12 protein-coding genes are annotated in these 15119 nt (G+C 31.0%); 10 read left to right on the forward strand and 2 right to left on the reverse strand.

The genetic code is table 11. The features are described from left to right. Window positions 1-16 precede the first annotated feature (16 nt). On the reverse strand, window positions 17-1243 hold the full coding sequence (locus H8S10_RS13670; RefSeq protein WP_186839245.1) for an aminopeptidase: 1227 nt from the start codon (window positions 1241-1243) through the stop codon (window positions 17-19). 174 nt (window positions 1244-1417) lie between these two features. On the opposite strand from H8S10_RS13670, the gene glsA reads away from it, so the two are divergent. From glsA to H8S10_RS13715, 9 genes are all read left to right on the forward strand, one after another. Next, window positions 1418-2335, forward strand: coding sequence for a glutaminase A (gene glsA / locus H8S10_RS13675; RefSeq protein WP_186839246.1), 918 nt, complete (start codon window positions 1418-1420; stop codon window positions 2333-2335). Window positions 2336-2432: 97 nt separating this feature from the next. Beyond that, window positions 2433-5045, forward strand: coding sequence for a DNA polymerase I (polA, locus tag H8S10_RS13680; protein WP_186839247.1), 2613 nt, complete (start codon window positions 2433-2435; stop codon window positions 5043-5045). A 9-nt stretch (window positions 5046-5054) separates the two neighbouring features. Then, the gene (gene coaE, locus H8S10_RS13685; RefSeq protein WP_055264779.1) at window positions 5055-5651 is read left to right on the forward strand and encodes a dephospho-CoA kinase; all 597 of its coding nucleotides are present in this window, start codon (window positions 5055-5057) and stop codon (window positions 5649-5651) included. 14 nt (window positions 5652-5665) lie between these two features. Continuing rightward, complete coding sequence (locus H8S10_RS13690) at window positions 5666-6220, forward strand: lytic transglycosylase domain-containing protein (protein WP_186839248.1); 555 nt, start codon at window positions 5666-5668, stop codon at window positions 6218-6220. A 186-nt stretch (window positions 6221-6406) separates the two neighbouring features. Beyond that, a complete protein-coding gene (locus H8S10_RS13695) occupies window positions 6407-7327 on the forward strand; it encodes an NTP transferase domain-containing protein (protein ID WP_186839249.1) in 921 nt (306 codons plus the stop codon). 103 nt (window positions 7328-7430) lie between these two features. Next, entirely contained in the window at window positions 7431-9986 is a 2556-nt protein-coding gene (xdh, locus tag H8S10_RS13700) for a selenium-dependent xanthine dehydrogenase (RefSeq protein WP_186839250.1), read from the forward strand. Window positions 9987-10092: 106 nt separating this feature from the next. After that, complete coding sequence (locus H8S10_RS13705) at window positions 10093-12222, forward strand: xanthine dehydrogenase family protein molybdopterin-binding subunit (RefSeq protein WP_186839251.1); 2130 nt, start codon at window positions 10093-10095, stop codon at window positions 12220-12222. Beyond that, window positions 12223-12699, forward strand: a complete 477-nt coding sequence (locus H8S10_RS13710) for a (2Fe-2S)-binding protein (protein WP_055264789.1) — start codon at window positions 12223-12225, stop codon at window positions 12697-12699. Beyond that, window positions 12693-13511, forward strand: coding sequence for an FAD binding domain-containing protein (locus tag H8S10_RS13715; RefSeq protein WP_186839252.1), 819 nt, complete (start codon window positions 12693-12695; stop codon window positions 13509-13511). The genes H8S10_RS13710 and H8S10_RS13715 overlap by 7 nt, the downstream gene beginning before the upstream one ends. Before the next feature lie 13 nt (window positions 13512-13524). On the opposite strand, the gene H8S10_RS13720 is transcribed toward H8S10_RS13715, so the two are convergent. Further along, window positions 13525-14220 (reverse strand): hypothetical protein, encoded by a 696-nt coding sequence (locus H8S10_RS13720; protein WP_186839253.1) that lies wholly within the window; start codon window positions 14218-14220, stop codon window positions 13525-13527. Between the two features lie 105 nt (window positions 14221-14325). Here H8S10_RS13720 and H8S10_RS13725 point away from each other — a divergent pair, with 105 nt between their 5' ends. After that, on the forward strand, window positions 14326-14934 hold the full coding sequence (locus H8S10_RS13725) for a nucleotidyltransferase family protein (protein WP_055264795.1): 609 nt from the start codon (window positions 14326-14328) through the stop codon (window positions 14932-14934). Window positions 14935-15119 lie beyond the last annotated feature (185 nt).

Here is a 15119-nt window from a genome sequence, read left to right on the forward strand (position 1 = left end):
ACTATTAATTAACTGATTAAAACGCCCAATTTCCATTTTTAAAAACTTGTATAACTTCACCAGATTCAGTTAATCCTGTAATAGATAAATCTTCTGTTCCAATCATAAAATCAACGTGAATATTAGATTCATTAGTTCCTCTTTCTTCTAACTCTTCTTTAGTTAAAGTGTCAGCATCTTTAAAGCAAGGATATGCTTTACCAAAAGCAAGATGGCATGCTGCATTTTCATCAAATAATGTATTGTAGAATATTAAGTTAGAATTTGAAATAGGTGAATCATAAGGAACAAGGGCAACTTCACCTAAGTATTTAGCTCCTTCATCACTATCTAACATTTGTTTTAATACTTCATATCCCTCTTCGGCAGTAAAATCTATAACTTTACCATCTTTAAAAGTAATAGAGAAATTATCTATTAAATTACCACCATAGCTTAAAGGCTTAGAAGAGTAAACTATACCATTAACGCCATCTTTCTTTGGAAGAGTAAAAGCTTCTTCTGTAGGTATGTTTGCATTAAAGCCAATTCCTGAAGCACTTTCTTCTAATCCGCCAGCCCATGTATGGTTATAAGGTAGTTCTACAGTTAAATTACTTCCTTTAGAATTAGTTAAAGTAAGGCTTTTAAAATTCTTTGAATTTAAGAAATCAAGATTCTTTTTAAGTTCAGCATTATGTTCATCCCAAGCTTTTATTGGATCTTCAGTAGTTACTCTACTAGCATCTAATATAGCTTTAAATAATTTTTCAAAAGCTTCATCATCTGATAAGTTAGGGAATACTTTTTTAGCCCATGGCATTGTTGGGTAAGATAATACACACCAACGATTTTTATTACTCATAGAGTTTTCATAGTATTCCTTTAAAGCAAGACTTCTAGCTTTCTGATGAGCACCTATTTTATCTACAGAAATCCCTTTTAATCCATCAGGATCATTAGCAGAAATAGAAATAAAACAAGCACCAATTCTTGAATAGTAGTTATAGCTTTCACCAAACCATTCAGGAACATTAGAAATAGTTTCAATAGAGCTATTTTCAAGCTTGATCTTAGTAAGTTGTTGGTCGCCATAGTGAACTACTACATCTTTAGCACCTGATTTGTAAGCTTCTTCAGTTATCAGTCTAGCAAATTCAGCAGTTTCTATTGGTGAATTTATTACAAGGGTATCACCATTTTGAATATTTACTCCAGTTTTAACTGCAAGTTTTGCGTATTTTCTTAATAAATCATTATTCATAGTGTTTCCTCCTAAATTTTAGTAATTTATTTATTATTATATCATAGTTAAATAGAAATAATAAAATTTTACGAATTTACATAAAAAATTATTGTTAATCAGTTTATTACCTTGTAAGAATTGATTATTATAAATATAATAATTACTACAAGAATAGTAAAGAGGAGAAAGCAAATGAAAAATTTATTAGTGAATTTAGTTGATAAAAATAAAAAATATACAGAAGAAGGGCTAGTAGCTTCATATATACCAGCGCTTTTAAAGGCAAATAAGGATGATTTAGGAATATGTGTTGTAGATATTAAAAATAACGAGGAATACTGGGCTGGAGAAAGTAATGTGAAATTCACTATCCAAAGTATTTCTAAGGTTGTAGGACTTATCATAGCACTTAGTGATAATGGCAAAGATGCAGTATTTAAAAAAGTTAATGTTGAACCAACTGGGATGGGCTTTAATAGTATAGTAAATCTTGAAATTAGAGATGAAAAGCCGTATAATCCTATGATTAATGCAGGAGCTATTGTTACAACATCTTTAATATATGGTGAAACAGAGGAAAGAAAGCTTGAAAGAATTTTAAATTTTATTAGAAGAGCTACAAACAATGAAGATATAAATATAAATCAAGAAATTTATGAAAGTGAAAAGAAAACAGGAGATAGAAATAGATCTTTAGCCTACTTTATGAAGAGCAATGGAATATTAGAAGGTGACGTAGAGGAAGTATTAGATCTTTATTTCAAACAATGTTCTATAGAGGTTACAGCTAGGGATTTAGCAAGATTTGGAGCTGTTATAGCTAATGATGGTATAACTCCATGGAGCAATGAGGTTCTAATGTCTAGAGAAGTATGTAGAATAGTAAAAACTATTATGGTTACATGTGGTATGTATGATGCCTCAGGAGAGTTTGCAGTTCAAGTTGGAATACCAGCTAAGTCAGGAGTTGGTGGAGGAATACTAGCTTCAGTTCCTAGAAGATTTGGAATAGGTATATATGGACCATCACTTGATAAAAAGGGTAACAGTATTGGTGGAATACGTATATTAAAAGAATTATCAGAAGAACTACAATTAAGTATATTTTAAAATATAGTTTTAAATTATTTGTTATGGATATCATTAGTAAATATAATAAAAAAATAGTATAATGAATCTTATAAATAAGAAACTACTGGAGGAAGATATGGAAAGATTACTGATTTTAGATTCAAACAGTTTAATGAATAGAGCATTTTATGCCATACCACCATTAACTACTACAGAAGGTGTTCATACAAATGCTGTTTACGGATTTACAAATATGTTATTTAAAATGAAAGAAGAGATAAAGCCTGATTATATAGTTGCTGCTTTTGATAGAAAAGCTCCAACATTTAGACATAAGGAATATGAAGAGTATAAAGCGGGTAGAAAGAAGATGCCTCCAGAGCTAGGGGAACAGTTCCCTATAATTAAAGAAGTACTTAATCTATTAGCAGTAAATATTTATGAGATAGATGGGTTTGAAGCAGATGATATTATAGGAACTTTAGCAAAGTTTGCTGAGAAAAATAATATAGAAGTATTTATAGTAACAGGGGATAGAGATGCTCTTCAATTAGCTACTAATAACATAAAAGTTGTAATAACTAAGAAAGGTGTTACTGAAACAGCTGTATATGATGAAAAAGCTTTTATAGATGAATTTGGAGTAACGCCTACTCAATACATAGATGTTAAAGGTCTTATGGGTGATAAGTCAGATAATATACCAGGAGTACCAGGGGTAGGAGAGAAGACTGCTTTTAAGCTTATAGCAACTTATGGATCTATGGAAGGAGTACTTTCTAATATAGATGAAATTAGTGGTAAGAAGTTAAAGGAAAACTTAGAAACATATAGTGAGCAAGCGATTTTTAGTAAAAAGTTAGCTACTATAATGACAGAGGTTCCTATAGAGTTTGATTTAGATGATATAAAGAGTCAAGACTCATATAATAGGGAAGAACTTAAAAAAATGTTCTTTAAACTTCAAATGAAATCATTACTTGCTAAACTACCAGGTGATGATATTGAAGGTGAATCAGAAGAAGAAAAAATAGAGATAACTGAAGTAAATAATGTAGAATTATTAAAGAGTATTTTAAAGGAAGAAAAAGAGATTGCTTTTATTAGTTATAAATTAAATGACGGTAATATTTATTCTAAAATGGAATTAGATAAAATATATTTAAGTTATGGTGAAAAAATGTATCTTATTGATATGAAGTTGATTTCTATGGAGAATCCTGAAGAATCTACTAGGTTGTTAAAGAATTTTATGGAAAATGATAAGATAACTAAAGTAATACATGATGGTAAAAATCTTGTAACAACATTAACTAAACTTGGAATAGATATTAAAGAATATATCTTTGATACTGCAATAGCTGCATATTTAATAGATTCAGCTAGAAGTGAATATCCATTAGCAACTTTAATTAATGAGTATTTAGGTAAAGAAGTTAAAGGTGAAGGAGATACTTTAGTCTGTACTGCAGTATCTAATATGAAAGAACTATATTCTTATTTAAAAGAAAGAATTTCGAAAGAAGATATGGATGAGCTTTATTATGATGTTGAACATCCATTAATATTTATTCTTTCTAGTATGGAAGCTATTGGATTTAAGGTTAATAGAGAAAAACTTGATGAACTTGCTATTAAATTTAAAGAGGAGATAGCAAGAACTGAAAAAGAGATATTTGAACTCTGTGAAGAGGAGTTTAATATTAACTCACCAAAGCAACTAGGTAAAATTCTTTTTGAAAAATTAGATTTACCTGTGATTAAGAAAACAAAAACTGGTTATTCAACTAATGCAGAAGTTTTAGAAAAGCTAATGGATAAGCATGAAGTTATTCCAAAGATAATTTACTATAGACAAATAACAAAGTTAAACTCTACATATGTAGAAGGCTTAAAAAATGTAATAGATCAAGATGGAGCTATACATTCAAGCTTCAATCAAACTGTTACAACAACAGGTAGACTTTCAAGTACAGAACCTAACCTTCAAAATATACCTGTTAAATATGAGATGGGAAGAGAGATAAGAAAGGTATTTATTCCTAAGGAAGATACAGATGTTTTATTATCTTGCGACTATTCTCAAATAGAACTTAGAGTACTTGCTCATATGTCTGGTGATCAAAATATGATAGATGCATTTAATCATCACTCAGATATTCATACAAAGACTGCATCAGAAGTATTTAAAGTACCTGTTGAGGAAGTTACATCACTTATGAGAAGTAGAGCTAAGGCTGTAAACTTTGGAATAGTTTATGGAATAAGTGATTTTAGTCTTTCACAAGATTTAAAAATAACTAAAAAAGAAGCATCAGAATATATGGAGATATATTTTGATAGATATCCAAAGATAAAAGGTTATTTAGAAAGTGCTAAAGAAGAAGCTAAAGAAAAAGGGTATGTTCTAACTATCTTAAATAGAAGAAGATTTATACCGGAAATTAAATCTTCTAATAAAATTGTTAAAGCTTTAGGTGAAAGATTAGCTATGAATGCTCCAATTCAAGGTAGTGCTGCAGATATTATAAAGCTAGCTATGGTTAAGGTTTATAATAGAATAAAGAAAGAGAATTTAGATAGTGAAATAATATTACAAGTACACGATGAACTTATTTTAAATGTTAAAGAAAATGAGTTAGAAGTAGTTAAAGCTTTAGTAAAAGAAGAGATGGAAAATGTACTTAAGATGGCTGTTACTTTAGAGGTAGATACTAATATAGGAAATACATGGTATGAAGCTAAATAGGGGGTAAATATGATTAAGATAGGATTAACAGGTGGTATTGGCTCTGGGAAGAGTACAGTATCTGCAATGCTAAAAGAAGCTGGTTTTCCTATAATTGATGCAGATATTATAGCTAAAAGCGTTTTAGAAAAATATCCTGAGATTTTAGAGAAAGTAAAGATAGACTTTGGAGTTGGTTTTTTCGATTGGAGAGGCCAATTCCGTCGTAAAGAATTTGGAAATCATATATTTAGATTTCCTAAACAAAGAATTAAATATGAGGCTTTGATTCTACCTTATATAATAAGAGAAATAGAAGATGAATTAAAAGAATTAGAGAAAAAAGGCGAAAAAAAGGTAATAGTTGATGCACCCACTTTAATAGAAAATGATTTGCATAAAGAGATGGATTATGTTATTTTAGTTTGGGTAGATTCAAATACACAACTTCAAAGAGTGAGAAGTAGAGATTCTTTATCTAGAGAAGATGCTATAAATAGAATAAATGCACAAATGCCTTTAGAGAGAAAGAAAGATTTTGCTAATATTATTATTGAAAATAATGATACTTTACTGAAGACTAAGGTGCAGGTTGAATCACTTATAGAGTTTTTAAAAGCAATATAAAGTAGGGATATAAAATGGATTATAAAAAATTATTAGTGGTAGTTTTAGTTGCAGTAACGATGTTTTTTATAACAAGATGTGGAGTGAAGAATTTTTTCTTTCCATACAAATATAAAGAATATGTAGATAAATATAGTGTGGAATACGATGTAGATCCATTATTGGTACTATCAGTAATTAAAGGAGAAAGTAATTTTGATCCTAAAGCAGAATCGAATAGAGGAGCTAAAGGATTAATGCAGATTATGGATAGTACTGGTGAATGGGTTGCAGAAGAAATTGGGGTAGAAGATTTTACTCCGGATATGCTTTTTGATGAGGAAATAAATATAAGATTTGGATGTTGGTATCTTAAAAATCTTGAAGGTGAATTTGGAAGTTTAGACCTTATTTTAGCTGCATATAATGCAGGAAGTGGTCATGTAACTAAATGGCTTAAAGATGAAAGATATTCACCTGATGGGGATGTATTAACGTATATACCATTTGCTGAAACAAAAAAGTATGTTGATAAGGTTAAAATAAATTATAATGTCTACAAATATTTTTATAGAAAAAATAAATATTAACTAATATTTATTAAGGCAGACAACGGTCTGTCTTTTTCTTTTATGTAAAGCATAGATGGTTTTTATATATTATGAAATAGTTTTGTAGTAATAGCAAATAATGTTTTATAAAAAGTGGTTAATATTGACATATAGAATTTAAGGTGATAGCATTTTATTTAAAAGATATGTTAAATGGAGGTAAAAATGGATAATATAGGCGGAATAATTGTAGCGGCTGGAAATACAAGTTATAAAGTATCTCCTTTGCTTAAAATTGGTTCTATCTCAATAATAAAAAGGTTAGTTTTAACTTTTCAGCAAGCTGGTATTTCTCCTATTGTTGTTATAACAGGTTTTCAGTCTGTTGAAATTGAACAACATCTTGTAGATTATGGAGTAGTATTTTTGAGAAATGAAAAATTTGAGAATTCAGATAAATTATATTCTGCAAAGATTGGGCTTGATTTTTTAAAGGATAAGTGTAAAAAAGTTGTTTTTACACCTGTTACAGTTCCTATGTATAATTCTAATACGATAAAAAATCTTATTGAAATGGACAAGGAGTTGGTTATTCCATCATATCAAGGTCGTACAGGGCATCCACTTCTTTTGGATAGCTCGATTATACCTAAAATACTTACATATGATGGTAAAGAAGGTATGAGAGGAGCAATAAAAGAACTAATCACAGAAAAAGATTACTTAGAAGTAAATGATGAGGGAATTTTATTAGATGTAGAAAGAATTGAAAGGATAGATGAACTTGTACATTTACATAATGAAGAACTTTTACATCCGTTTATTAGGATAAGCATAGAAAAGGAATTTGCTTTTTTTAACTCTAGGGCAAAGCTTTTACTTATACTTATAGAAGAGACACAGTCAGTAAAAGGTGCATGTAAATATATGGCTCTTTCATGTGGCAAAGCTTGGAGTATGATTAATGAAATGGAAGAAGCATTAGGATATAGTGTTGTGGAAAGAAGACATGGTGGAAGACGTGGAGGAAAGACAGTCTTATCACAGAAAGGAAAAGAGTTTTTAAAGAAGTATGAAAAATATGAAAAAGATATAAAGGAATATGCAGTAAGTCATTTTTATAATATTTTTCAAGAATCTAGATAAAATTAAATGAAACAACATCAAGTTCTTTTAAGGAATAATTTGATGTTGTTTTTTTATTTTTTTATAATAAAAATAAAGAAATGGAAAAACATGGGAGGGGAATATGTATACTATAAATGTAAATGGGAAAGATTATACAACCACTGAAGATAAGAAATTATTATCGTTTTTAAGAGATGATTTAAGATTTACTTCAGTAAAAGATGGGTGTAGTGAAGGAGCTTGTGGTACCTGTACAGTTTTGGTTGATGGTAAAAAATTTAAGGCATGTGTGCAAAAGGTTTCAAAATTTGAAGGCAAAAAGATAATAACAGTTGAAGGTCTCACAGAAAGAGAAAAAAGCGTTTATGAACATTGTTTTGCAGAGGCTGGTGCTGTTCAGTGTGGCTTCTGTATTCCTGGAATGGTTATTGCTGCAAAATCACTTTTAGATATCAATAACAATCCAAGTTTAGATGAAGTCAAAAAAGCTATAAGAGGAAATATATGTCGTTGTACAGGTTATAAAAAAATTGAAGAAGCAATTTTAATGGCTGCAAAATTTTTTAGAGAAAATCTTGAAATACCTGAAGAGCCAAAAGAATTACACATGAATCAAAGATATAAAAGACCTGATGTTGCTGAAAAAGTTAATGGAACAGGTAAATTTGTAGATGACCTTTATTTGCCGGGGATGATTTATGCTAAAGCTGTACGTTCAAAATATCCAAGAGCAATGGTAAATAAAATTGATATTAGTAAAGCTCTAGAACATCAAGATTGTGTAAGGATTTTATTAAAAAAAGATGTTCCAGATAATGTTATAGGGCATATGAAAAAAGATTGGGATGTTATGATTGGTGAAGGTGAAATAACAAGATATGTTGGTGATTGTATTGCTCTTGTTGCTACAAATCATAAGGAGACTTTAGATGAAGTATGTAGTTTAGTTGAAGTTGATTATACAGAACTTACACCTATTACTTCACCACAAGATGCACTTCGTGGAGATGCACCACTAATTCATAAAGCTGGAAATATTATGGCAAGAGCTAGTCTTGTTAGAGGAAATGCATATGAAGCAATAAAAAATTCTAAATATGTTGTAACTAGGAAGTATAAAACACCACATCAAGAGCATGGATTTATGGAGCCAGAGTGTGCTATTGCTGCACCAGAAGGTGATGATGGTATTCTTCTATATTCAGGGGGACAATCTGTATATGATGAACAACGAGAAATTGCTATGATGCTTAAAATTCCAAAAGAAAAAGTTCATTGCCATACACAACTTGTTGGTGGTGGATTCGGAGGTAAAGAAGATATGAGTGTTCAGCACTTAGCAGCACTTATGGCTTGGCATACAAAGAAACCTGTTAAGGTTAAATTTTCAAGACAAGAAAGTCTAGCATACCATACAAAACGACATCCGATGGAAATAGAATTTACAACAGCTTGTGATGAAAACGGTATATTAACAGGGATGAAAGCTGTTATTATTGCAGATACAGGTGCATATGCTTCACTTGGAGGTCCTGTATTGCAGAGAGCTTGTACTCATGCTGCTGGACCATATAATTATCAAAATGTTGATATTCTTGGAATGTCTGTATATACAAACAATATGGTTTCAGGTGCTTTCCGTGGTTTTGGTGCAGCACAAAGTTGCTTTGCGATGGAAAATAACTTAAATATCCTTGCAGAAGAAGTTGGTATTTCCCCTTGGGAAATTCGTTATCGTAATGCAATTCGTCCAGGACAAATATTGCCAAATGGACAAATTGCCGATGAAAGTGTTGGTCTTGTTGAATGCTTAGAAGCTGTAAAAGATATTTATGAATCAAATCCATATGCAGGTATTGCAGTAGGATGGAAAAATAGTGGTAAAGGGGTAGGGATTATAGATTCAGGTAGATGTAAGCTTCTTATTAAAGATGGGAAGGTGCACGTACTAACTTCTGCTGCATGTATGGGGCAAGGAATTGCTATCATGTGTAAAACTATGCTTTGTGAGGCAACAGGTTTAGAACCACAGCTAGTAATTCATGAATCGGCTGATACAATCAAAACTCCTGATTCTGGAACTAGTACAGCATCAAGACAAACTGTTGTTACTGGTGAAGCAGTTAAACGTGCTTCGATGAAACTAAAAGAAGATTTAGATAAAGGATTAACACTTAATGAGTTAGAAGGTAAAGAATATTTTGGTGAATACCATCCAATGACAGATGGATTAACATCAACAAAAGAATTCCCTGTTCGCCATGTAAGTTATAGTTATGGTGTACAAGTAGTAATATTAAATGAAAAAGGCAAAGTAGAAAAGGTTGTTGCAGCATATGATGTAGGAACACCTGTTAATATTCAAGCAGTCGAAGGTCAAATTGAAGGTGGTATGGTAATGGGGCTTGGATATGCACTAACAGAAGAATTTAAATGTGAAGATGGTTATTGTAAAACAAAACTTGGAACTCTTGGATTGATGCGCTCAACAGAAACTCCAGAATTAGAAGTTAAACTTGTTAAAGGACCGGGAGAAATACCACTTGCATTCGGGGCAAAAGGTTGTGGAGAACTTTGTATGATACCAACTGGTGCTGCTTGTTCACACGCGTACTATCGTCTAGATGGAAAGCTAAGGACATCTATGCCATTAAGAGAAACTTATTATAAAAAATAATAATAAAAAGCCTAGTAAAGCAATAAATAGTAATATGTGAAATAAATATTTATAGAACTATATTACTAGGGAGCTAATTAAAAAATAATTAAAAGGAGAGATGTAAATGGAGAAGATTAGTGAGTCAGTTATAAAAAAAGACCACAGTGCAAAAATAAAAGGCGAAGCTCTTTATGTTGGTGATTATGATAATAGCGATATTTTATTTGGGAAAATGCTTCGTTCTAAAAAAGCAAAAGCAAGACTAGTCAATGTAAAATTGCCACTATTACCACATGGATATTATTATGTTGATAAGACGGATATACCTGGAGATAATAATGTAAATATTGTTATGGATGATACACCTGTTTATGCTCGTGAAACAGTAGAATATATTGGTGAACCTATTGGTATGGTTTGTGGACCTGATAGTACTGAAGTAGAAAGAATTATATCAGAAATCGAGGTTGAGTATGAAGATTTAGCTCCAGTATTAAAAATAGAAGATTTTGATACAGTTTTCTTTGATTATGAATATGGTAAAGGTGATATTGATAAAGCTTTCAAGGAAGCTGATAAAATTTACGAAGAGGTTTTTGAAACAGGTTATCAAGATCAAACATATCTTGAGACCCAAGGTATGATGGCTGAAGTAATGGATGATGGTAAAGTATTTGTTCATGGATCAATGCAATGTCCTTATTATGTTAAAGGTGCCATAATGAGAGCTTTAAACCTTGGACCAGATAAAGTACGTATCGCACAAGATGTTACAGGTGGAGGTTTTGGCGGAAAAGAAGCATTCCCATCAATTCTTGGATGTCAAGTTGCAGTGGCAGCTGTTAAAACAGGTAAAAAAGTAAGATGTATTTTTGAGCGTAGGGAAGACTTAGAATTTACATCAAAACGTCATCCATCAAGAAACACATATAAAGTAGCTGTTAAAGATGGAAAAGTAACGGCAATGGATATAGATGTTATGTTTAATAGTGGTGCTTATACAACATTATCTGCAGTTGTATTACAACGTGGAATCATATGTGCAAATGGTATATATAATATTCTAAATCTACATGTTAGGGGTAGAGCAGTAAAAACCAATACAACTCCAAGCGGAGCTTATCGTGGATTTGGAGCACCACAAACTTTCTTTTCAGTTGAAATGATGATGAACCACGTTGCAAAAGATTTAGGTATAGATACTCTTAAATTCAAAGAAGAACATCTGGTGAAACAAGGAGATTCTACATCAACATCAGGTGAATATCATTTCCCTGTACCAATTCCAGCTATGATTGATAGGGTAGATAAAGCTTGTGATTATAGAAGAAAGCATAGTGAATATGCTAAAGACCAGACAGGAAGATATCGTAAAGGTATTGGTATGTCAATGTATTTCCACGGTGCAGGATTTACAGGATCAGGAGAAAGAGATCATATTAAAGCTGTTGCGAAGCTTCATAAATTTTCAGATGGAACAGTTCAAATTCTTGCTTCAAATGCTGATATAGGACAAGGATTAAGAACAACATTCCCTAAAATAGTTGCAAAAGAGTTAAATCTTCCTTTAGAGAAAGTTTTCTATGAGTATCCAGATACAGATGTTGTTCCAGATTCAGGTCCAACAGTTGCATCAAGAAGCTTAATGACAGTAGGAGAACTTTTACGTAGGGCGGCAATTAAACTAAGAAAAGAATGGGTTGATGGCGAAGACCAAATTGTTGAAGAAAGATTTGTTGAGCCAGATTTTATGATTCCATTTTATTTGGATAAATTCCAAGGGGATGCTTATCCGACGTATTCCTGGGCTGTTAATGCTATAGAAGTTGAAATTGACACATACACAGGACTTTCAAAAATATTAGGAGCTTATGGATGTTTTGATGTTGGGACACCTATGGACTACAATATTGTAGTAGGCCAAATGGAAGGTGGATTTTTACAAGGAATTGGTTATGCTTCTACAGAATATATGGTATCTGACGACAAAGGTAGAATTCGTAATAATTCATTCTCTGATTATATTATTCCAACAGCTGTTGATGTTCCAAATCTTTATGTTGATATGTTTGTTGATGAAAAATATCCATTTGGACCTTATGGTGCAAAAGGGGCTGGAGAGTTGCCACTAGTTGGAGCTCCAGGTGCCTATGTTGAAGCTGTTGAACAAGCCTTAGGAAGAAATGTAAGGTTGAATCATGCACCATTTACTGCAGAGGATACAATGAAAGTTTTGATGGGAGAGATGGAATAGATGAGTAATAATATAAAATTTAACTTGAATGGTAAAGATGTTACTTATGATGGAAATGCATCAGATAGACTATTAGATATTCTTCGTGAATATTATAAACTTACTGGTGTTAAATGCGGTTGTAAAGAGGGTGAATGTGGAGCATGCTCAATTTTAATGGATGGAGAATTAGTAAATTCTTGTACAGTTGCTATGGGAAGATGTGAAGGAAGTAAAATTGTTACAATTGAAGGCTTCCGTGAAACAGAACGTTTTAAGGTTATTGATAAGGCATATGCATCTGTATCAGCAGTTCAATGTGGATATTGTATTCCTGGAATGGTACTTGCTACAGAAGCTATACTATCAAAAACACCTCATCCAACAATAGAACAAATTCGTGAAGGTATTTCTGGAAATCTTTGTAGATGTACAGGATATAACGCTATTGTTAAAGCAATTAAGGTTGCATCAGAGGAGGGGAATGGATTATGGTAAATGGTTTTATGGTGACTTCTCTTAAAGAAGCCTTAGAAATTCGTTCATCTGAAAATGTTACTCCTTATTGTGGTGGCACAGACCTTATGATTGAGAATAAAGAAGGTGCAACCTATCTTTTTTTGAATAAAGTGCCTGAAATGAAAAAGATAGTTGAAGATAATGATTATATAAGAATAGGTGCAGCATGTACCTTTACTGAAGTTTTAAATTCAAGTATTGTTCCGAAGCTTATGAAGGAAGCAGTTTCAAGAATTGCAGCACCTGCAATTAGAAATATTGGAACAATGGGGGGGAACATTGGAAATGGTTCTGCTAAAGCAGACTCTGTACTGATTGAGTATGTTTCAGATGCAAAAGTTGTTGTTGCATCAAAAGATAGAAGTAGAATTGTTCCTATAGATGAATTTTATAAAGGTAGAAAACAACTTGATTTAAAAAAAGATGAGCTAATAGTAGAGATTCTTTTACCTAAAACAGGGCTTGATAATTATTACTATAAAAAAGTTGGAGCAAGAAATGCCCTTACTATTTCAAGGGTTTCCTTTGCAGGTATTATAAAAATGGATGGTGATATTATAAAAGATATAGCCATTGCATTTGGAGCTATTTCTGGTACTGTTTTAAGGTTTAAAGAAGTTGAAAAATTGTTTGTTGGAAAAACGTTATCTGAAGCAAAAGGAATGAAGGACAAATTTATAAGTGAATATGAGAAAAAAATAGTCCCAACGAAGGGACGTGTTTCTTCAGAATATAGAAAAGCTGTATGCTTAAATCTTCTTAAGGATTTCTTAACAGAAAAAGGAATATAAAATATTATAAACTCTATGATATAAGAAATCTTGAGTAAAAGGAAGTTGTATTGAGATAACTTACTAAATTTGTATTCTGAATATATTGTAAATCAGAGTTAGATTTTTTTAGTGATGCTTTACTTAAACTATCAATACAACTTCCAAAATTTATAAAAGTAATTTTGCAAGGTAAAGTAGAAGCAATTTCTTTAGCTGTTTCATAAGCTGATTTCATATAATTTATATATTCATTATCAGTTGTTGTATTACAGATAAAGAAAACACCACGAACAGCAATAGCATTTGCATTTTTTAGTGCTAAAGAAAGTTTTGAAAGATTTTCTTTGCAAAATGTAGAATTATTATCAAGAGAAAAACTAATAGCAATTGATTCTAGGAATCCTTTTTTAATTAATTCTTTTGAAATAGAATTAATTTTTTCCAATTGATAAAAATCACTTACAACATAACGACATTTTCCAAATATAGAGCGAATTTCGTCATCAGATTGTGCATTTACAATATAGTACAGATCGTCACGAGAAACTCCTTCGTTGTAAGCAGTGAGTATATCTTCTGTAATATTTGTTTTTATAGCACATTTTAATTCTTTTAATTTTTTTATATCACTTTGATTAATATTATTTGATGTATAGATATAATAATAGTTTTCTAAGGTACTAGACAGAGTATTTACTTGTTTTATAAAGTTAACTAATTTGTTCATTAAAATCCCACTTTCAATTTAAAACATTATAAGAAAATTTTAACATAGCAAAAGGGTATTGCAAGTTATTTTAAATAAGAATTTGTTTGTATAGGAGAGTTATAAATGAAGGTTAATGGATTAATTCTTGCTGCAGGAATGTCAAGTAGAATGGGAGACTTTAAACCGTTAATGAAAATAAATAATAAAACGATGATAGAGCGAAGTATAGATAGCATGTTGATGGGGGGAAGTTATAGTGTTACTCTTGTTTTGGGATATCAAGGTGAAAGAATAGAAAGATTACTGAAGAGAAAGGGATATTTAGAGAAAAATGTTATACTTGTTTACAATAAAAATTATGAAGTAACTAATATGATTGATTCAGTTAAAATTGGTATTAATAATATTGGTGAGTGTGATGCTTTTTATTTATTGCCTGGAGATATGCCAGCAATAAAGGCAAATACATTTATTAAAGTGAGAGAGACTATGGATAGGACTAGAGCAAAAGCTGTATTTCCAACAATAGATGGATATAAAAAACATCCACCGCTTATTTCAATTGAACTTGTTAAGGATATATTAGAATTTAATTCTGATGGGGGATTAAGAGAGATGTGGAAAGAGCTTGATAGTGAAATAATTACTGTTCCAGTTGATGATTTAGGATGCAATTTAGATGTTGATACTAAAAGTCAGTATATAAATGTATGTAAGTATATGACTACATAGAATTATATGGTTGAATAATAATTATCATAATTTATTATATATAAAAGGGGCTGTATCAAAAAAAATTTGATATTTGCCGATAAAGAAAAGGAAGTTCGAATTTGAACTTCCTTTTTTGCGCATAGTAATAATATGAAAAACTTCACAAAAAATGTGATTCCTATGCAACAAATAGGATTTGCATT

The organism is Clostridium sp. NSJ-49 (assembly GCF_014287725.1).
Classification (GTDB): domain Bacteria; phylum Bacillota; class Clostridia; order Clostridiales; family Clostridiaceae; genus Clostridium; species Clostridium disporicum_B.